Source organism: Pseudomonas sp. PA-1-3F (assembly GCF_021609665.1).
Classification (GTDB): Bacteria; Pseudomonadota; Gammaproteobacteria; order Pseudomonadales; family Pseudomonadaceae; genus Aquipseudomonas; species Aquipseudomonas paracarnis.
Map to the genome: position 1 here is coordinate 7,357 of NZ_WJZD01000049.1, position 22,477 is coordinate 29,833.

At 57.9% G+C, this 22,477-nt stretch carries 5 protein-coding genes; 3 read left to right on the forward strand and 2 right to left on the reverse strand.

Features of this window, described 5'->3' with window-relative positions; translation table 11 throughout:
* Positions 1-276 precede the first annotated feature (276 nt).
* Entirely contained in the window at positions 277-17,964 is a 17,688-nt protein-coding gene (locus tag GIV26_RS25020) for a retention module-containing protein (protein ID WP_268943647.1), read from the forward strand.
* A gap of 150 nt (positions 17,965-18,114) precedes the next feature.
* Positions 18,115-18,453, forward strand: coding sequence for a hypothetical protein (locus tag GIV26_RS25035; protein ID WP_054896857.1), 339 nt, complete (start codon positions 18,115-18,117; stop codon positions 18,451-18,453).
* Between the two features lie 123 nt (positions 18,454-18,576).
* Here GIV26_RS25035 and lapD read toward each other — a convergent pair whose 3' ends face one another.
* Positions 18,577-20,523: a cyclic di-GMP receptor LapD gene (lapD, locus tag GIV26_RS25040; protein WP_054922570.1), complete on the reverse strand. Its 1,947-nt coding sequence runs from the start codon at positions 20,521-20,523 to the stop codon at positions 18,577-18,579.
* 14 nt (positions 20,524-20,537) lie between these two features.
* Positions 20,538-21,161, reverse strand: coding sequence for a cysteine protease LapG (gene lapG, locus GIV26_RS25045; RefSeq protein WP_371264164.1), 624 nt, complete (start codon positions 21,159-21,161; stop codon positions 20,538-20,540).
* A gap of 318 nt (positions 21,162-21,479) precedes the next feature.
* On the opposite strand from lapG, the gene GIV26_RS25050 reads away from it, so the two are divergent.
* Positions 21,480-22,190: a GntR family transcriptional regulator gene (locus GIV26_RS25050; RefSeq protein WP_096143747.1), complete on the forward strand. Its 711-nt coding sequence runs from the start codon at positions 21,480-21,482 to the stop codon at positions 22,188-22,190.
* Positions 22,191-22,477: the final 287 nt, after the last annotated feature.

Sequence of the window (22,477 nt, forward strand, 5' to 3'; positions counted from 1 at the left end):
GCTACCGTAATGACCGTACGTCGGAAAGTTCAAAAAGCGGAACTGCTTCACACACATGTAGGACGGTTCGCCGCATAAATATCAATGTGACATTACGGGGCCGATTGTTTAGGATGGCGGCCCTAAGGTCAATAGTTTGGCACTAACTAGATAGCTAAAAAATCTAGCCAATTATTTGACGTCAATGCATATATAGACTACGCCCTCCCAATTGGCAGCCCTAATAGCGCGCTGCGAAATGGAATTTGTCGAAACGGATCGCCGGAGAAAATTTTAATGAGCAGTGTTGTTGCCATCGTCAAAAGCATTGTTGGTCAAGTTTTCGTTATTTCTCCGGAAGGTGCTCGGCGCGTCCTCGTTGAAGGTGATCGCTTGTTCGCGGGCGACCAGATCGACACCGGTATGTCGGGCGCCGTGAGCCTGGAGCTGGCCGACGGTCGCATTCTGGACCTGGGCCGTGACACCCAGTGGAGCGCCGACCTGCCGGACTCCAGCCTCGACCTCGCCGCTGCCAGCGAGCAAGCCGCGCCATCGGTTGCCGAGCTGCAACAAGCCATCGCCGCTGGCGCCGACCCGACCACCGACCTGGAAGCCACCGCCGCCGGCGCAAACGCTGCCGGTAACGGCGCAGCCGGGGGTGGCCACAGCTTCGTGGTGCTGGATGCGACCGCCGGCCGTGTTGATCCGACCATCGGCTTCCCCACCGGTACGCTTGGTCAGGGCACTTCGGCTCTCAACGCGCTGACCGGTGCCCCAGGCTCCGCTGACGCGGGCAACCTGGTGCTGCAGCCTTCGACCCTGTCCCTGAGCGCAACCCCCACCATCACCGAAGCCGGTGGTGTGCTGACCTACACCGCGACCGTGACGCGACCATCCAGCAGCGACCTTACCGTCACCTTGTCCAATGGCGCGGTGATTACTATCCCGTCAGGCCAACTGACCGGTACGGTCAACGTACCCCTGGCGCCCAACGACACCCCGTACAACGACCCGAGCCAGATCAGCGTGGGCGTTACGGGCACCACCGGTGGCGGCAACCTGGTATTGACCATCGACCCTAACCCGGCCGTGACGCAGATCACCGACACCATCGACACCACCACGGTCACTCTAACGGCTGGTTCGACCGTGACCGAAGGCGGTCAAATCACCTACACCGCCACCTTGACCAACCCGGCGCAGACGCCGGTGAATGTCACCTTGAGCAATGGCTCGGTGATCACGATCAAGGCCGGTGAATCGACGGGCAGCGTCGTCGTAGATACGCCAGCTAACGACGTCTACAACAACGGTTCGACGGTCAGCACCACGATCACGGGCGCAACGGGCGGTAACTTCGAGAACCTGGTACCGAATACCACGCCAGCGGTTACCACCATTACCGATTCGATCGACACCACCACGGTCACCCTGACCGCTGGTTCGACCGTGACCGAAGGCGGCCAGATCACCTACACCGCCACCTTGACCAACCCGGCGCAGACGCCTGTGAATGTCACCTTGAGCAATGGCTCGGTGATCACCATTAAAGCGGGTGAGTCGACAGGCAGCGTTGTCGTTGATACGCCGGCCAACGACGTTTACAACAATGGCTCTACCGTCAGCACCACCATCACGGGCGCAACGGGCGGTAACTTCGAGAACCTGGTACCGAATACAACGCCAGCGGTCACCACCATTACCGATTCGATCGACACCACCACGGTCACCCTGACCGCTGGTTCGACCGTGACCGAAGGCGGCCAGATCACCTACACCGCCACCTTGACCAACCCGGCGCAGACGCCTGTGAATGTCACCTTGAGCAATGGCTCGGTGATCACCATTAAAGCGGGTGAGTCGACAGGCAGCGTTGTCGTTGATACGCCGGCCAACGACGTTTACAACAATGGCTCTACCGTCAGCACCACCATCACGGGCGCAACGGGCGGTAACTTCGAGAACCTGGTACCGAATACCACGCCAGCGGTCACCACCATTACCGATTCGATCGACACCACCACGGTCACCCTGACCGCTGGTTCGACCGTGACCGAAGGCGGTCAGATCACCTACACCGCCACCTTGACCAACCCGGCGCAGACGCCTGTGAATGTCACCTTGAGCAATGGCTCGGTGATCACCATCAAGGCCGGTGAGTCGACAGGCAGCGTTGTCGTTGATACGCCAGCTAATGACGTCTACGTCAACGGCAGCACCGTCAGTACGACGATTACGGGCGCGACTGGCGGCAATTTCGAAAGCCTGGTGCCGAGCACCACGCCAGCGGTTACCACCATTACCGATTCGATCGATACCACCACTGTGACGCTGACAGCCCCAACCGAGGCGAACGAAGGTGGTCAGGTGACGTATACCGCCACGCTTTCCAATAAAGCGGGCACTGATGTCACGTTGAAGTTGGATAACGGTTCGTCGATCACCATCAAAGCTGGCGAAACCGTTGGCACCGTGACCGTGCCCGCCCCTACCGATGACGTGTTCATCGACAAAAGCACCCAAACGGTCAAGATCACCGAAACCACCGGCGGCAACTTCGAAAAACTGGAAGTTGCAGGTAACGGCGCGACCACCACGATCAACGACACCATCGACAAAGTTGATGTGGTTCTGACCGCTACCACCACCGTTGGCGAAGGCGGCAACATCGTCTACACCGCTAGCCTTGTGGATAAAAACGGCGCGCCGGTGACTAACATCACTAACCCGTTGACCGTCACTTTGGATAACGGTCAGACCATTACTATCGGTGTTAACCAATCCAGCGGCACCGTTACCACCGTGGCGCCAGACGATATTTATAAAGGCGATCAGACCGTCACCGCTGCTATCAAGGGTGTGACCGGCGGCGAGCATTTTGAAAATCTGGTTCCAGGTACTGCCCCAGTTAACACGACCGTTACCGATACACCGGGCACCGATAACACCACTACCGTGACACTGACGGCTCCGACCGAGGCGAATGAGGGTGGCCAGATCACTTACACCGCCACGCTTTCCAACAAAGCGGGCACTGACGTCACGCTGAAGTTGGATAACGGTTCGTCGATCACCATCAAGGCTGGCGAAACCGTTGGCACCGTGACCGTCCCTGCGCCTACCGATGACGTGTTCATCGACAAGAGCACGCAGACCGTTCAGATCACCGAGGCCACTGGTGGCAACTTCGAAAAACTCGAAGTGGCAGGCAACGGCTCGACCACCACGATCAACGACACCATCGACAAGGTGGATGTAGTTCTGACGGCCACTACCACTGTCGGCGAAGGCGGCAACATCGTCTACACCGCCAGCCTTGTGGATAAAAACGGCGCACCGGTGACTAACATCACTAACCCGCTGACCGTGACCTTGGATAACGGCAAGACAATCACCATCGGTGTGAACCAGTCGAGTGGCTCTGTCACCACTATCGCGCCGGATGACGTTTATAAAGGCGACCAGACCGTCACTACCGCTATCAAAGGCGTCACTGGTGGCGAGCACTTTGAAAACTTGGTCCCTGGCACGACGGCAGTGAACACCACTGTCACCGACACCCCCGGTACCGACAACACAACGACTGTCATCCTGACTGCGCCAAATGCAGTTAACGAAGGTGGCCAGATCACCTACACCGCGACCTTGAGCAACAAGGCCGGCACCGACGTCACGCTGAAACTCGACAACGGCTCAAGCATCACCATCAAGGCTGGCGAAACCGTAGGCACCGTCACTGTCCCTGCGCCTACCGATGACGTGTTCATCGACAAGAGCACGCAGACCGTCAAGATCACCGAGACCACTGACGGCAACTTCGAGAAGTTAGAAGTCGCAGGCAACGGCGCAACCACCACGATCAACGACACCATCGACAAAGTCGATGTGGTCCTGACCGTCACCACCACCATTGGTGAAGGCGGCAATATCGTCTACACCGCCAGTCTTGTGGATAAGAACGGCGCGCCGGTGACCAACATCACCAACCCGCTGACCGTTACCTTGGACAACGGTAAAACCATCACCATCGGCGTAAACCAATCGAGCGGTAGCGTTTCGGTTGTTGCTCCTGATGATGTGTACAAGGGCGACCAAACCGTCACCACCGCCATCAAAGGCGTGACCGGCGGCGAGCACTTCGAAAATCTGGTTCCAGGTACTACCCCGGTTAACACCACCGTTACTGATACACCGGGCACCGATAACACCACGACCGTAACGCTGACAGCTCCCACCGAGGCGAATGAGGGTGGCCAGATCACTTATACCGCCACGCTATCCAACAAAGCGGGCACTGACGTCACGCTGAAGTTGGACAACGGCTCGTCGATCACCATCAAGGCTGGCGAAACTGTTGGGACCGTCACCGTGCCCGCCCCTACCGATGACGTGTTCATCGACAAGAGCACGCAGACCGTCAAGATAACCGAGACCACTGGCGGCAACTTCGAGAAGTTAGAAGTCGCAGGCAACGGCGCAACCACCACGATCAACGACACCATCGACAAGGTCGATGTAGTTCTGACGGCCACTACCACTGTCGGCGAAGGCGGCAACATCGTCTACACCGCCAGCCTTGTGGATAAAAACGGCGCGCCGGTGACCAACATCAACAATCCGCTGACTGTGACTTTGGATAACGGCCAGACCATCACTATTGGCGTAAACCAATCGAGCGGTAGCGTTTCGGTTCTAGCTCCTGATGATGTGTACAAAGGCGACCAGACCGTTACCACTGCTATCAAAGGCGTCACTGGCGGCGAGCACTTTGAAAATCTGGCTCCAGGTACTACCCCGGTTAACACCACCGTTACTGATACACCAGGTACAGACAACATCACTACTGTGACGCTGACAGCGCCTAACGCTGTTAACGAAGGTGGACAGATTACGTACACCGCCACGCTTTCCAACAAAGCGGGCACTGACGTAACACTGAAACTCGACAACGGTTCAAGCATCACCATCAAGGCCGGCGACACTGTTGGCACTGTGACCGTGCCCGCCCCTACCGATGACGTGTTCATCGATAAGAGCACCCAGACCGTCAAGATCACCGAAACCAGTGGTGGCAACTTCGAAAAGCTCGAAGTGGCAGGCAGCGGCGCGACCACTACGATCAATGACACCATCGACAAGGTTGATGTAGTTCTGACCGCCACTACCACTGTTGGTGAAGGCGGCAATATCGTCTACACCGCTAGCCTCGTGGATAAAAACGGCGCGCCGGTGACCAACATCACCCACCCGCTGACCGTTACCTTGGACAACGGTAAAACCATCACCATCGGCGTAAACCAATCGAGCGGTAGCGTTTCGGTTGTTGCTCCTGATGATGTGTACAAGGGCGACCAAACCGTCACCACCGCCATCAAAGGCGTGACCGGCGGCGAGCACTTCGAAAATCTGGTTCCAGGTACTACCCCGGTTAACACCACCGTTACTGATACACCGGGCACCGATAACACCACGACCGTAACGCTGACAGCTCCCACCGAGGCGAATGAGGGTGGCCAGATCACTTATACCGCCACGCTTTCCAACAAAGCGGGCACTGATGTCACGCTGAAGTTGGACAACGGCTCGTCGATCACCATCAAGGCTGGCGAAACTGTTGGCACCGTCACTGTCCCTGCGCCTACCGATGACGTGTTTATCGATAAGAGCACCCAGACCGTTAAGATCGCCGAGACCACCGGCGGCAATTTCGAAAAACTCGAAGTGGCAGGCGACGGCGCAACCACCACCATCAATGACACCATCGACAAGGTAGATGTGGTCCTGACCGCTACTACCACCGTCGGCGAAGGCGGCAATATCGTCTACACCGCCAGCCTTGTGGATAAAAACGGCGCACCGGTGACCAACATCACCAATCCGCTGACCGTGACCCTGGATAACGGCAAGACCATCACTATTGGCGTAAACCAGTCGAGCGGTTCTATCACCACCATCGCGCCGGATGACGTGTACAAAGGCGACCAGACCGTCACTACCGCCATCAAAGGCGTGACCGGCGGCGAGCACTTTGAAAATCTGGTTCCAGGTACTACCCCGGTTAACACCACCGTTACTGATACACCGGGCACCGATAACACCACTACCGTAACGCTGACAGCTCCGACCGAAGCGAATGAGGGTGGCCAGATCACCTATACCGCGACCTTGAGCAATAAGGCCGGTACCGACGTCACGCTGAAGTTGGATAACGGCTCTTCGATCACCATCAAGGCTGGCGACACGGTTGGCACCGTGACTGTCCCTGCGCCTACCGATGACGTGTTCATCGACAAGAGCACGCAGACGGTCAAGATCACCGAAACCACCGGCGGCAACTTCGAAAAACTGGAAGTTGCAGGCAGCGGCGCAACGACCACGATCAACGACACGATCGACAAAGTTGATGTGGTTCTGACCGCTACCGCCACCGTTGGTGAAGGCGGCAACATCGTCTACACCGCCAGCCTTGTGGATAAAAACGGCGCACCGGTGACTAACATCACCAATCCGCTGACCGTCACCCTCGATAACGGCAAGACCATTACCATTGGTGTGAATCAGTCGAGTGGCTCTATCACCACCATCGCGCCGGATGATGTGTACAAAGGCGACCAAACTGTCACTACCGCCATCAAAAGCGTGACCGGCGGCGAGCACTTCGAAAACCTGGTCCCTGGCACGACGGCAGTGAACACTACTGTCACCGATAACCCTGGCACCGATAACACCACCACCGTTACGTTGACGGCTCCGGCTGAGGCAAACGAAGGTGGTCAGATTACGTACACCGCGACCTTGAGCAACAAGGCCGGTACTGACGTCATCTTGAAGCTGGATAACGGCTCTTCGATCACCATCAAGGCTGGCGACACGGTTGGCACCGTAACCGTGCCCGCGCCGACCGATGACGTGTTCATCGATAAGAGCACTCAGACCGTCAAGATCACCGACGCTTCCGGCGGCAACTTCGAAAAACTGGAAGTTGCAGGTAACGGCGCGACCACCACGATCAACGACACCATCGACAAAGTTGATGTGGTCCTGACGGCCACCACCACCGTTGGTGAAGGCGGCAACATCGTCTACACCGCTAGCCTTGTGGATAAAAACGGTGCGCCGGTGACTAACATCACCAATCCGTTGACCGTCACCTTGGATAATGGCCAGACCATCACCATCGGCGTAAACCAATCGAGCGGTAGCGTTTCGGTTATTGCTCCTGATGATGTGTATAAGGGCGACCAAACCGTCACCACGGCTATCAAAAGCGTGACTGGCGGCGAGCACTTCGAAAACCTGGTCCCTGGCACTACGGCAGTGAACACCACTGTCACCGATACCCCCGGTACCGACAACACAACGACTGTCACCCTGACTGCGCCAAGTGCGGTTAACGAAGGTGGTCAGATTACCTACACCGCGACCTTGAGCAACAAGGCTGGCACTGACGTCACCCTGAAGCTGGATAACGGCTCGTCGATCACGATCAAGGCTGGCGACACTGTTGGCACCGTCACTGTCCCTGCGCCTACCGATGACGTGTTCATCGACAAGAGCACGCAGACGGTCAAGATCACCGAAACCACCGGCGGTAACTTCGAAAAACTGGAAGTTGCAGGTAACGGCGCGACCACCACGATCAACGACACCATCGACAAAGTTGATGTGGTTCTGACCGCTACCACCACCGTTGGTGAAGGCGGCAACATCGTCTACACCGCCAGCCTTGTGGATAAAAACGGCGCACCGGTGACTAACATCACCAACCCGTTGACCGTCACCTTGGACAACGGCAAGACCATCACCATCGGCGTAAACCAATCGAGCGGTAGCGTTTCGGTTATTGCTCCTGACGATGTGTATAAGGGCGACCAAACCGTCACCACGGCTATCAAAAGCGTGACTGGCGGCGAGCACTTTGAAAACTTGGTCCCTGGCACGACGGCAGTGAACACCACTGTCACCGATACCCCAGGCACCGCTAACACCACCACCGTGACGCTGACGGCTCCGTCCGAGGCAAACGAGGGTGGGCAGATTACGTACACCGCCACGCTTTCCAACAAAGCGGGCACTGATGTCACGCTCAAGTTGGATAACGGCTCGTCGATCACCATCAAGGCTGGCGAAACCGTTGGTACTGTGACCGTCCCTGCGCCTAACGATGATGTGTTCATCGACAAGAGCACGCAGACGGTCAAGATCACCGAAACCACCGGCGGCAACTTCGAAAAACTCGAAGTGGCAGGCAACGGCGCAACGACCACGATCAACGACACCATCGACAAAGTTGATGTGGTCCTGACGGCCACCACCACCGTTGGCGAAGGCGGCAACATCGTTTACACCGCCAGCCTTGTGGATAAAAACGGCGCACCGGTGACTAACATCACCAACCCGTTGACCGTCACCCTCGATAACGGCAAAACCATCACCATCGGCGTAAACCAGACTAGCGGTAGCGTTTCGGTTCTTGCTCCTGATGATGTCTATAAAGGCGATCAAACCGTCACCACCGCTATCAAGGGTGTTACCGGCGGCGAGCACTTCGAAAACCTGGTCCCTGGCACGACGGCAGTGAACACTACTGTCACCGATACCCCAGGCACCGATAACACCACCACCGTGACGCTGACGGCTCCGTCCGAGGCAAACGAGGGTGGGCAGATTACCTACACCGCGACCTTGAGCAACAAGGCTGGCACTGACGTCACCCTGAAGCTGGATAACGGCTCGTCGATCACTATCAAGGCTGGCGAAACCGTTGGCACCGTGACTGTCCCTGCGCCTACCGATGACGTGTTCATCGACAAGAGCACCCAAACGGTCAAGATCACCGAAACCACCGGCGGCAACTTCGAAAAACTCGAAGTTGCAGGCAGCGGCGCAACGACCACGATCAACGACACCATCGACAAGGTCGATGTGGTCCTGACGGCCACCACCACCGTTGGTGAAGGCGGCAACATCGTCTACACCGCCAGCCTTGTGGATAAAAACGGCGCACCGGTGACTAACATCATCAATCCGCTGACCGTTACCTTGGACAACGGTAAAACCATCACCATCGGCGTAAACCAATCGAGCGGTAGCGTTTCGGTTCTTGCTCCTGATGATGTGTACAAGGGCGACCAAACTGTCACCACCGCTATCAAGGGTGTGACCGGCGGCGAGCATTTCGAAAATCTGGTCCCTGGCACTACCGCGGTGAACACCACCGTTACGGACACACCGGGTACCGATAACACCACCACGGTTACGCTGACTGCGCCAAGTGCCGTTAACGAAGGCGGCCAGATCACCTACACCGCGACCTTGAGCAACAAGGCCGGTACAGATGTCACCTTGAAGCTGGATAACGGCTCGTCGATCACTATCAAGGCTGGCGACACGGTTGGCACCGTGACTGTCCCTGCGCCTACCGATGACGTGTTCATCGACAAGAGCACCCAAACGGTCAAGATCACCGAAACCACCGGCGGCAACTTCGAAAAACTGGAAGTCGCAGGGAATGGCGCAACCACCACAATCAACGACACCATCGACAAGGTTGATGTAGTCCTGACCGCGACCACCACCGTTGGCGAAGGCGGCAATATCGTCTACACCGCCAGCCTTGTGGATAAAAACGGCGCACCGGTGACCAACATCACCAATCCGCTCACCGTGACTCTGGACAACGGCAAGACCATCACCATCGGCGTAAACCAATCGAGCGGTAGCGTTTCGGTTCTTGCTCCTGATGATGTGTACAAGGGCGACCAAACTGTCACCACCGCTATCAAGGGTGTGACCGGCGGCGAGCATTTCGAAAATCTGGTCCCTGGCACTACCGCGGTGAACACCACCGTTACGGACACACCGGGTACCGATAACACCACCACGGTTACGCTGACTGCGCCAAGTGCCGTTAACGAAGGTGGTCAGATCACCTACACCGCGACCTTGAGCAACAAGGCCGGTACTGATGTCACCTTGAAGCTGGATAACGGCTCGTCGATCACTATCAAAGCTGGCGAGACCGTCGGTACTGTGACCGTGCCCGCCCCTACTGATGACGTGTTCATCGACAAGAGCACTCAGACCGTAAAGATTACTGATGCTTCCGGAGGCAACTTCGAAAAACTCGAAGTAGCAGGCAACGGCGCCACCACCACGATCAACGACACCATCGACAAAGTCGACGTCGTCCTGACCGCCACTACCACCGTCGGCGAAGGCGGCAATATCGTCTACACCGCCAGCCTTGTGGATAAAAACGGCGCAGCGGTGATTAACATCACCAATCCGTTGACCGTCACCTTGGATAATGGCCAGACCATCACCATCGGCGTAAACCAGACTAGCGGTAGCGTTTCGGTTCTTGCTCCTGATGATGTCTATAAAGGCGATCAAACCGTCACCACCGCTATCAAAGGCGTAACCGGCGGCGAGCATTTCGAGAACCTGGTGCCGGGCACTACCGCGGTGAACACCACCGTTACGGACACTCCGGGTACCGACAACACCACTACTGTGACGCTGACAGCGCCTAACGCTGTTAACGAAGGCGGACAGATTACGTACACCGCCACGCTGTCCAACAAGGCGGGGACCGACGTCACGCTGAAACTCGACAACGGCTCGTCGATCACCATCAAGGCTGGCGAAACCGTTGGTACTGTGACCGTCCCTGCGCCGACCGATGACGTGTTCATCGACAAGAGCAGCCAGACCGTCAAGATTACTGACGCTTCCGGCGGCAACTTCGAAAAACTCGAAGTCGCAGGTAACGGCGCAACCACCACGATCAACGACACCATCGACAAGGTGGATGTAGTTCTGACCGCCACCACTACCGTGGGTGAAGGCGGCAATATCGTCTATACCGCCAGCCTTGTGGATAAGAACGGCGCGCCGGTGACCAACATCACCAACCCGCTCACCGTTACCTTGGACAACGGTAAGACCATCACCATCGGCGTAAACCAATCGAGCGGTAGCGTTTCGGTTCTTGCTCCTGATGATGTGTACAAGGGCGACCAAACTGTCACCACCGCTATCAAAGGCGTGACCGGCGGCGAGCATTTCGAGAACCTGGTGCCGGGCACTACCGCGGTGAACACCACCGTTACGGACACTCCGGGTACCGACAACACCACTACTGTGACGCTGACAGCGCCTAACGCTGTTAACGAAGGCGGACAGATTACGTACACCGCCACGCTGTCCAACAAGGCGGGGACCGACGTCACGCTGAAACTCGACAACGGCTCGTCGATCACCATCAAGGCTGGCGAAACCGTTGGTACTGTGACCGTCCCTGCGCCGACCGATGACGTGTTCATCGACAAGAGCAGCCAGACCGTCAAGATTACTGACGCTTCCGGCGGCAACTTCGAAAAACTCGAAGTCGCAGGTAACGGCGCAACCACCACGATCAACGACACCATCGACAAGGTGGATGTAGTTCTAACTGCTACAACTACCGTCGGCGAAGGCGGCAATATCGTCTACACCACCAGTCTTGTGGATAAAAACGGCGCACCGGTGACCAACATCACCAACCCGCTCACCGTTACCTTGGACAACGGCAAGACCATCACCATTGGTGTGAATCAGTCGAGTGGCTCTATTACAACCATCGCGCCGGATGATGTGTACAAAGGCGATCAAACTGTCACTACCGCCATCAAAGGCGTGACCGGCGGCGAGCACTTTGAAAATCTGGTTCCAGGTACTACCCCAGTTAACACGACCGTTACCGATACACCGGGTACCGACAACACCACGACTGTCACCTTGACTGCGCCAAGTGCTGTTAACGAAGGTGGCCAGATCACGTACACCGCCACGCTGTCCAACAAAGCGGGCACTGACGTCACCCTGAAGCTGGATAACGGTTCGTCGATCACGATCAAGGCTGGCGACACTGTTGGCACCGTAACCGTGCCTGCCCCTACCGATGACGTGTTTATCGATAAGAGCACGCAGACCGTCAAGATCACCGACGCCTCCGGCGGCAACTTCGAAAAACTGGAAGTTGCAGGCAGCGGCGCAACCACCACGATCAACGACACCATCGACAAGGTGGATGTAGTTCTGACCGCCACCACTACCGTGGGTGAAGGCGGCAACATCGTCTACACGGCCAGCCTTGTGGATAAAAATGGCGCACCGGTGACCAACATCACCAATCCGCTGACCGTGACCCTGGATAACGGCAAAACCATCACCATCGGCGTAAACCAATCGAGCGGTAGCGTTTCGGTTGTTGCTCCTGATGACGTGTACAAGGGCGACCAGACCGTCACCACTGCTATCAAAGGCGTGACCGGCGGCGAGCACTTCGAAAATCTGGTTCCAGGTACTACCCCGGTTAACACCACCGTTACTGATACACCGGGCACCGATAACACCACGACTGTCACCTTGACTGCGCCAAGTGCTGTTAACGAAGGTGGCCAGATCACGTACACCGCCACGCTGTCCAACAAAGCGGGCACTGACGTCACGCTGAAACTCGACAACGGTTCAAGCATCACCATCAAGGCTGGCGAAACTGTTGGTACCGTAACCGTGCCTGCGCCGACCGATGACGTGTTTATCGATAAGAGCACGCAGACCGTCAAAATCACTGACGCTTCCGGCGGCAACTTCGAAAAACTGGAAGTTGCAGGCAACGGCGCCACCACCACGATCAACGACACCATCGACAAAGTCGATGTGGTCCTGACCGCCACCACCACCGTTGGCGAAGGCGGCAACATCGTTTACACCGCCAGCCTTGTGGATAAGAACGGCGCGCCGGTGACCAACATCACCAATCCGCTGACCGTGACCCTGGATAACGGCAAAACCATCACCATCGGCGTAAACCAATCGAGCGGTAGCGTTTCGGTTCTTGCTCCTGATGATGTGTACAAGGGCGACCAAACTGTCACCACCGCTATCAAAGGCGTGACCGGCGGCGAGCATTTCGAGAACCTGGTGCCGGGCACTACCGCGGTGAACACCACCGTTACGGACACTCCGGGTACCGACAACACCACTACTGTGACGCTGACAGCGCCTAACGCTGTTAACGAAGGTGGCCAGATTACGTACACCGCCACGCTGTCCAACAAGGCGGGGACCGACGTCACGCTGAAACTCGACAACGGTTCAAGCATCACCATCAAGGCTGGCGAAACTGTTGGTACCGTAACCGTGCATGCGCCGACCGATGACGTGTTCATCGACAAGAGCACTCAGACCGTCAAGATCACCGACGCTTCCGGCGGCAACTTCGAGAAGTTAGAAGTCGCAGGCAACGGCGCAACCACCACGATCAACGACACCATCGACAAGGTGGATGTAGTTCTGACCGCCACCACCACCGTTGGCGAAGGCGGCAACATCGTCTACACCGCCAGCCTTGTGGATAAAAACGGCGCAGCGGTGACCAACATCACCAATCCGCTGACCGTCACCTTGGACAATGGCAAAACGATCACCATCGGTGTGAATCAGTCGAGCGGTTCCATCACCACCGTAGCGCCAAACGACGTCTACAAAGGCGACCAAACCGTCACCACCGCCATCAAAGGCGTGACCGGTGGCGAGCATTTCGAGAACCTCGTGCCGGGCACGACGGCGGTGAACACCACCGTCACCGACACACCAGGCTCCACCGACCTGACCACCGTCACCTTGACTGCCCCGACCGCGGTCAACGAAGGCGGCCAGATCACATACACCGCCACCTTGAGCAACAAGGCCGGCAGCGACATGCTGGTCCAGCTCGACAACGGTTCGAGCATCACCATCAAGCAAGGTGAGACCGTGGGCACGGTGACCGTCCCGGCGCCTACCGATGACGTGTTCATCGACAAGAGCACCCAGACCGTCAAGATCACCGGCACCACCGGCGGCAATTTCGAGGGTGTGACCATCACACCTGCGGGCGCCACGACCACCATCAACGACACCATCGACGACGTGACCGTGGTACTCAAGGCCACCGGTTCGGTCAGCGAAGGCGGGCAGATCGTCTACACCGCGTCCCTGGTCGACAAGAACGGCGCGGCCGTGAACAACGTGGGCTCCGACTTGGTGGTAAGGCTGGATAACGGCTCGACCATCACCATCGGCAGTGGCAAGTCCACCAGCTTCACGACAGCTACCGCACCGAACGATGCCTATGTCGGCGCCAATGATGTCAGCGCCAAGATCACCGGCGTGGTCAGCGGTGGCGACAAGTACGAGCATCTGATTGTTGACGCCAGCCCCGCGGTCACCAAGGTCACGGATGTAGTGACGGATACCAAAATCAGCATAACGGGCGACGGCTCGGTCACTGAAGGTGGCACAGCCCACTACACCCTGACCTTGACCAACCCGCCGCAAACCGACGTAACCGTGACGCTCAAATACAGCGGCACCGCCACTGACGGTTCGGACTTCACCGGCGTGTACACCGTGAAGATCCCGGCAGGCTCCAGCAGCGTGCCGTTTGATATCCGCACGCTCGACGACAAGATCACCGAGCCTACGGAACAGATCGTTATCACCATCGACAAGGTCACCGGAGGCAACTTCGAGAACCTGGTGATCGACAAAGGCACCGTCACCACCAACATCCTCGACAACGATGCGCCGCCGGTGATCGACCTGGATGCCAACAACTCCAGCGGCGCCACGGGTGCCGATTACAAGACGACATTTACCGAGGGTACCGCCGGGCCGGGCGTGTCGATCGCCGATACGGATATCAAGATCACTGACCCAGACAGCACACTGCTGACGGGCGCGACGGTCACGCTGACCAACGCACAGGCCGGTGATGCCCTGAACCTGGGCAATAGCGTGAATGGCATCAGCGTCAGCACCAACAACCAGACGGGCACTATTACCCTGACGTTGTCCGGCAGCGCAACGCTGGCTGACTACATGCAACGTATCCAGAACATCACGTTCACCAACAACAGCCACGACCCGAGCACCACACCGCGCACCATCACCGTGACGGTGACCGATGGCGGCAACTACTCCAACGTGGCCACCACCACCGTCAACGTGGTAGCGGTCAACGATGCACCAGTGGCCACTGGCGGTGCTGTGACCGGTACGGAAGACACGGCGCTGGCCCTGACCTGGGCCAACTTCGGCGTGAGCGATGTGGACTCGCCACAAGCCAGCCTCGGGGTGAAAATCACCGAGCTGCCGGTAGCCGGCAAGCTGCAGTATCTGGCGGCGGACGGCAGCACCTGGACCAACGTGACCAGCGGCCAGACCTTTACCAAGGCTCAGATCGATGGCGGCCAACTGCGCTTTATGCCGAACGCCAACGAGTCCGGCGCCGACGGTTACGGCGGCACTGGCGTGGGTAACAAGCAGGCGGATTACGCGCAGTTCAAGTTCCAGCCAACCGATGGCAAGGACCTGGGCACCAGCGCTACGGTGAAAGTCGATATCACCCCAGTGGCCGACGCACCGACCCTGAGCGTGGCCGACAACAGCGTTGCCTCGACCGGCCTGGTCAAACAGGGCTGGAACAGCATCGCCGGCCTCGGCAACAACGGCAACGGTGCTGCACCGGACGTGCTGAAAAAAGCCATCGATAACGCGGGCACACCCAACAGCACCTCTGTGGTGACCAACGTCGAGTCCGTCGACAACGTGGCCGCTGGCTCTGGTTCCAAGATCTCCGGCCTGATCTACATGGAAGCAGGCAAGAGCTACACCTTCAGCGGTATCGCCGATGACAGCGTGGTGGTCAACGTTGGCGGTAAAGACGTTGCGAGCGGTTTGTGGGGTACCAACAGCGGCAAGTTCAGCGGCACGTTCACGCCAACCACCACCGGTTACTACAGCCTTGAGATCTACCAGGCCAACCAAGCGGGGCCTGGCAGCTTTGACGTCAACCTGTCGGTCAACGGCGGGGCGGTGCAGAACCTGAGCACCAGCACCGTGCCGCTGTACACCGGCCTTACCGACCTGACCAACGCCGGCGTCACCGTATCCGACCTGCATGGCAGCAACGGTGACGGTTACTACGTGGGCTACAAGCTCAACGAAGGCCAGGAAAACGGCACGGTCAAATTGTCCAAGGTCACCACCGCGCTGACCGACACCGACGGCTCCGAAACCCTGAGCGTGAAGATCAGCGGCATCCCGGCAGGCTCGGTACTGACCGACGCGTCTGGGCACACCTTTACTGCGGGTAAAACCGTGGGCGAAGTGAATGTCACGGGCTGGGACCTGAACACCCTGACCATCAAGCCGCCGACCTACTACAGCGGTCAGTTCAACCTGACGGTCACTTCGACGTCCACCGAGAGCATCGGCGGTTCAGCGACCACCACCGCGCAATTGCCCGTCACGGTGCATCCAGCGACCTACAATTCGGTCACCGGCACCTCGGGCAGCGACACCATCAATGGCAGCGATGGCAACGACATTGTCGTGGCCGACGTCGCCGGCTTGAACGTGGTGCAGGGCAAGAACTACAACATCGCGTTCATGATCGATACATCGGGCAGTATGGGTGCGGACTCGATAGCAGCGGCAAAAACCTCGCTGACCACCACGTTCAACTCGCTGAAAAACAGTATCGGCGCCAGCACTTCTGGCACTGTGAATATCTTCCTGGCGGATTTCAGCGACCAGGTCAATCGCACGGTGACAGTCAACCTGAAAGACCCAGGTGCATTGGACTCGCTGCAGAAAGTCCTGGATTCCATGGTGTCTACCGGCGGGACCAACTACGAAGACGTGTTCAAGGCCGCGGCCAACTTCTTCAAGAGTGCCCAGGCGACTGGCAACACTGGCGCTATCAATACAACGTACTTCATCACCGATGGTCAGCCGACGTTTTACCAAGCGTCCGAGCAGACCAACCCATACTTGTACGGCAACGTCAGGCTCGATGATGTCGTCACCATGAACAACTACACCATAGGTACCGCCACCCGGATCAACATCGATTCGAATAACTACCTTGATATCAACTCTGCCGGCAAGGTAACCCTCTGGTCTTACGGCTGGGGGTACAACAAGGGAATCATCCACGCCCAAGGGGATGGCACCTATGAAATATCGGTGCAAGGCGGCCTCGGCTACGATACCGACTACTCCACCACCCTCAACTCCAACAGCGCGTTCGCACTGCTTAAAGGTCTGTCCACAGGTGGCGTAGAAGCCATCGGCCTCAACAGTGGGGTCAGCCTGAATCAGTTGGCACCGTACGACAGCGATGGCAAGCCACAGGCCAACATCGATCCGAAGGACCTGGCCAACGCTATCCTCGGCCACACAGAGGCGACGTTGCCGGGCGCGGACACCGTCAGCGGTGGCGACGGCAACGACATCCTCTTCGGCGACCTGGTGAGCTTCAGCGGGATCAATGGCGAGGGTTACAACGCGCTGCAGGCCTTTGTCGCACAGAAGACCGGCGTGGCTGTCTCGGCAGTGACTGCCTCTAACGTTCACCAGTACGTCACCGAGCACTATGTGGACTTCGACGTCTCCGGCGCCAAAGATGCCGGCGATACACTGTTGGGCGGGGCTGGCGATGACATCCTGTTCGGCCAGGGCGGCAACGACCTTCTGGACGGCGGCAAAGGCAATGACATCCTGCTGGGTGGCACGGGTAACGACACGTTGATTGGCGGCCAGGGCAACGACATCCTGATCGGTGGCTCGGGGGCCGACACCTTCGTGTGGAAGGCGGGCGACATCGGCAACGATGTGATCAAGGACTTCAAGGCGTCCGAAGGCGACCGCATTGACCTGCGCGATTTGTTGAAAGGTGAAACCGACAGCACCATCGACAATTACCTCAAGATCACCACGGTAGAAGGTGTGTCGACCCTGCAAGTGAGCAGTGAAGGCAAGCTCAACGCCGCCGGTGGCCTGGCCAATGCTGATGTGACGATCAAACTGGAAGGCAACGATTGGTCCCACACCAGCATCAACTCGCTGATCAGTGGTGCCGACCCGACCATCAAGATCGATCACACCTAAGACGCGATTGATCGGCCGCCCTTCCAGGCGGCCGATTTTTTGGCCTACGGGTCGCTGGCCCTGGCGGACGGCGCATCGCATACTCACGCCCATACACGCAGCGTTGACCTATGCTGTTGAACGCCTGTGGCGCATTTTCGAGGGGTTGTTATGTTTTACGTGCAACGTGATGCACAGGGCGCGCTGGTTCGCGTAGAGGCCGCTGCCTTTACCGAATCCACTGAAACCCTGCCGGCCGATCACCATGAGATACAGGCCTGGTACGCCAACGAAGTGGTGGAAACCAGCCTGGCCCAGCTCAAGCAGAGCGACTTTGAGATGATCCGGGTGCTGGATGACTTGATCCAGGTGCTGACCCGCAAGGGGGTGATCAGCGTGACCGACCTGCCGCCGGCAGCCCAGGCCAAGTTGATGGACCGTAACCAGGCGAGGGAAGCGTTGGGTGGGTTGAGCCAGTTGATCGATGATGACGAGAAAGGATTGATTTAATCCAACCGCTCCTACCCCTGTAGGAGCGAGCTTGCTCGCGAAAAACTGAAATCGCCACGGGGCATCAGGTTTTGCGCGTTATTGTTGGCGATCTTCGCGAGCAAGCTCGCTCCTACAGGTGAATTATTTCCAGGGCGCGGGCTCGCCAAACAGTTGGCCCTGCACGCCGAAAATCCCCATCTCACGAATCACCTTCAGTTCGCCCTCGGTCTCTACACGTTCGGCAATCAACGGCAGGTCGATGCTATGGGCCGCTCGCTGGATGGCCTCGATAAACAGGCGCTTGTCGCTTTCCTGGTCGATGGCGCGAATGTAGCTGCCGTCGATCTTCAGGTACGCCAAGCCCAGGCGCGCCAGGTTGCCGATCATGCTGAACCGCCCACCGAAACGTTGCAGGCTGAGGGAGAAGCCCAGTTCGCGCAGGCGCTGGGTCATCTGTTCCAGCACGGGCTGCTCAGGCAGTTGCTCCTCACCAATCTCCAGGGTGAGGCGCGGGCCCAGGTTGCTGTGCTGGCGTAGCAGGTCATAAACGCGGTTCAGGGCCTGGGTATCTTGCAAGGTCGCGGCCGAAAGATTCAGCGCCAGGTTCTCGGTGTGGCTGGCCATCTGCTTGAGCACCTGCTCCAGCATCAGGCGGTCCAGGCGGGCTGACCAACCAAAGCGCTCAAGCCACGGCAGGAAGCGCCCGGCCGGTATGGTGTGGCCGTCTTCGTCCTGCAAGCGCGACAGTACTTTGTAATGCAAGACCAATTGCGGGTCCTGGCTGGCGACAACCGGCTGGAAGTACAGCTGGAAGCGCTGCTGGGTCAGGGCCTGGTCCAACAAGGTGTGCCAGGCATGGTGATCGTCTCCCACGCTGGCGGCGGCGCTGCGGTCCAGGCACACCCAACTGGTGTCGCCCTGCGCTTGGGCCTGGGCCAGGGCCTGATCGGCCAGGGTCAGCAGGGCTTGGGGCGCGTCGCCATGGCTGAACGGCGCCAGGCCGATATAGGCGACCGGCGTAACGTCACTGGCGCCGGTCGCTTGCAGGCTGAGCAAAGTGCTTTCCAGGTTTTGCGCCAGCTGCATCGCTTCTTCACGCATCAACCCCGGCGCCAGCACGGCGAACTCACCGCCACGAATACGGGTGACGAGGTTATGGGTTTCCGGGTACGGCGCGCACTGGCGCAGTAGTTGTTCGCCAACCGCTTGCAGTAACTGGTCGGTGCGCTGGCCACCCAGGCGCTGGTTGAGGCCGGCCAGGTCCTTGACCCGCAGCAGCAGAAGGTAGCCGGAGTTGGTCTCTTCCGGGTTACTGACGCGGGCGTTGAGCTGCATCTCGAAATAACGGCGGTTGGCGAGGCCGGTGAGGTTGTCCTGATAGGATTCGGTGCGCAGTTTTTCGCTACGCTCGGCCTGCTCCTGGAACAGCGCCTTGAGCTTTTCCACCATCTGGTTCATGGCCTGCACCACCCGCCGCAGTTCAGGCGTGCGGGGCAAGTCAGGCAGGCTGAGGAACTCACGGCGGGCAATGGCGTGGGACTGTTTGACCATATAGTCCAACGGCTTCAATTGCCGGCGCAGCAGCAGCCCACCGAGCACCACGCTGACCGCACCGCACAAGAGCAACCAGCCCAGGCTACCCAGGGCGCTTTGCCAGAGCTTGGCCAGGGCGAACATCGGATGGCTGACCACTTCTACCCGTGCGGCCTGTTCCCAGCCACGGCTGACCAGGGCATCACCGCCCGCCGGCTCCAGTCCGATCAGCTTGACGAACCAGTTGGGCACGCCGTTGTTGTCGGGAATACCGCTACGCTCGACGATGGTTTTGTCGGTGGCCAGGTCCACGACGCGGATGCTGGCATAGTAACCGCTGTCGAAGATCGAGCTGACCAACAGCTCCACCATGGCTGGGTCATCGATATTCGGGGTGAGCGACAGCGCCAATGCCGTCGCGGCATCCTGGGCGTGGGAGCGCAATTGGTTGACGTATTGGGTGCGCGAGCTTTCCAGGCTGACCATGAAGCTGCCGCTGAAGGCGACCACCAGGAACAGACAGATTGCGATCAATAGCTGTTTGAACAGAGACATCCGATCAGTTACTCCTAGTTGGCAGGCTCGGCTGGGAAGCCTTCCGCACGCATTTTTCTCAACACATCCTGCCAGCGCGACAAGCGTTTGGTATCACCGACTTTTTTGTTGCCTTTGGCACCAGGCAAGTACAACCCCTCGGCGTTGAATGAGTACACCGGGACCAGGTCGGTGCGACGGGTAGCCGGCAGGATCTCATCCATCAGGCTGTCGAGCACCAGTGGGACGGCGTCGGGGCTCGAATAATAAGTCAGGACCATGTGCGCCCGATTCTGCCGCAGGGCCTTGACGTAGGTAATGCGCAACTTGTCGCTGGACACGCCCAGGTGACGCAAACTGAAATATTTTGCGATGGCGTAGTCTTCACAGTCACCAGCACCTTTCCAGAGTGCCTCGACGGGCGTCTCCCAGTAATCCACAACGTGCCAGAGATCGATGTCTTCCACGTAGGTCATTTGCTTGTTGAAGAACAAATTGACGACCTTGAGCTGCTCCTGCTCGCTGACCTGTTTTTCGCTCACCAATAACCGCTGCCAGGCGTCGATACGCTGCTGGCCTTGACCCAAAGGCCCGTAGACGGCGGTAGCCTTGCGGCTGATTTGCGAGAAATCCCAATCGGCACGCAGCCCGCCGAGCATCAGGCCGGCCAGTAAAGTTGCTGATAAAAGCCAGCAAAGCAGTCGATAGGGATTAAAACTTACCGCCAAAATGTTCAGTCCGTGAAAGAGACGGAATTTCTAGGGATGGTGAAGCCTGGCCCTACAAAAAACAATGGCACAGTGCAATCATCGCAGGAGGCGGCGTTTTTATAACCGCCCTTGTGAGAGACACAAAGTATGCTGTGTAAGCACTTACAAACGGAAACTTTGGCTATTTGACAAGCACCTGGCCCATCTTTAGTGTTCTTTGGATCCAATTAGCCAGACTATTATTCAAGAAAGGAGGATAGCGCAACCGTGACGCAGAAGCCGAACCCATTAAGCAGCATCAAAATCAGCGGGCCTATTCCCGCCCATCTTGCGCGCTCCGTTATCGAAGAAACGTTGCGTAATGCCATCCTTGATGGGCGATTGCCCTGTGGCACCGCCATGCGCCAGCAAGAACTGGCCAGCCTGTTCGGCGTCAGTCGCATGCCGGTACGCGAAGCGTTGCGCCAGCTGGAGGCGCAATCCTTGTTGCATGTGGTGACTCACAAGGGTGCCGTCGTTGCTCCCTTGATCGAGGACAATTCGGCCGAGACCTATGCCCTGCGCATGTTGCTGGAGTCCGAGGCCCTGCGCCTGTCGATTCCGTTGCTCACCGACGCGGACCTTGCTCAAGCTGAGGCCTGTATCAACGCACTGGAAAGCGAGAAAGACTACACCGAGATTGGTCGGCTCAATCGCCTGTTTCACATGGTGTTGTACGGCAAGGCGCCCAACCAGCGGCTGCTCACTTTGGTCGAGCACGGATTGAATGAGGAGGAGCGCTTCCTGCGCTTCAACCTTGAGGCGATGGGGCTGGGGGAGACTTCCCAGGAGGATCACCGCGAACTGCTGAGCCTGGTAGCGCAGAGGAAGGTCGAGGAGAGCATCCTGACGCTGCGTAACCACCTGATGCGAGGCATGGAGGTGATCGCGACCTACCTCAGCGGCCTTGAGAGCGCCGAAAAAAACCCCACTCAGTAGGTTTTTTCGCTTTTGCCCTTGATCCTTAGGTGATGTAGCAACTTTCTTATCAGGGATTGTTGCTCCATCAGAAAAAACAAAGAACCCAATCATAATTAAATCCGACTCAGCGCACAGCAAAATCCCACGTATAGCTGGCTAATCACCACACACATAAATATCGGGAAAAACATCTAATACATTTGTATACCGGTTCAAACATTCAACCAGCTTATTATCTTTTCCCAGCAACACACACCTTTCCATCCACTGCGTCTGCCTAGTGCAAGGGCCTCGCCGTGCGCGTG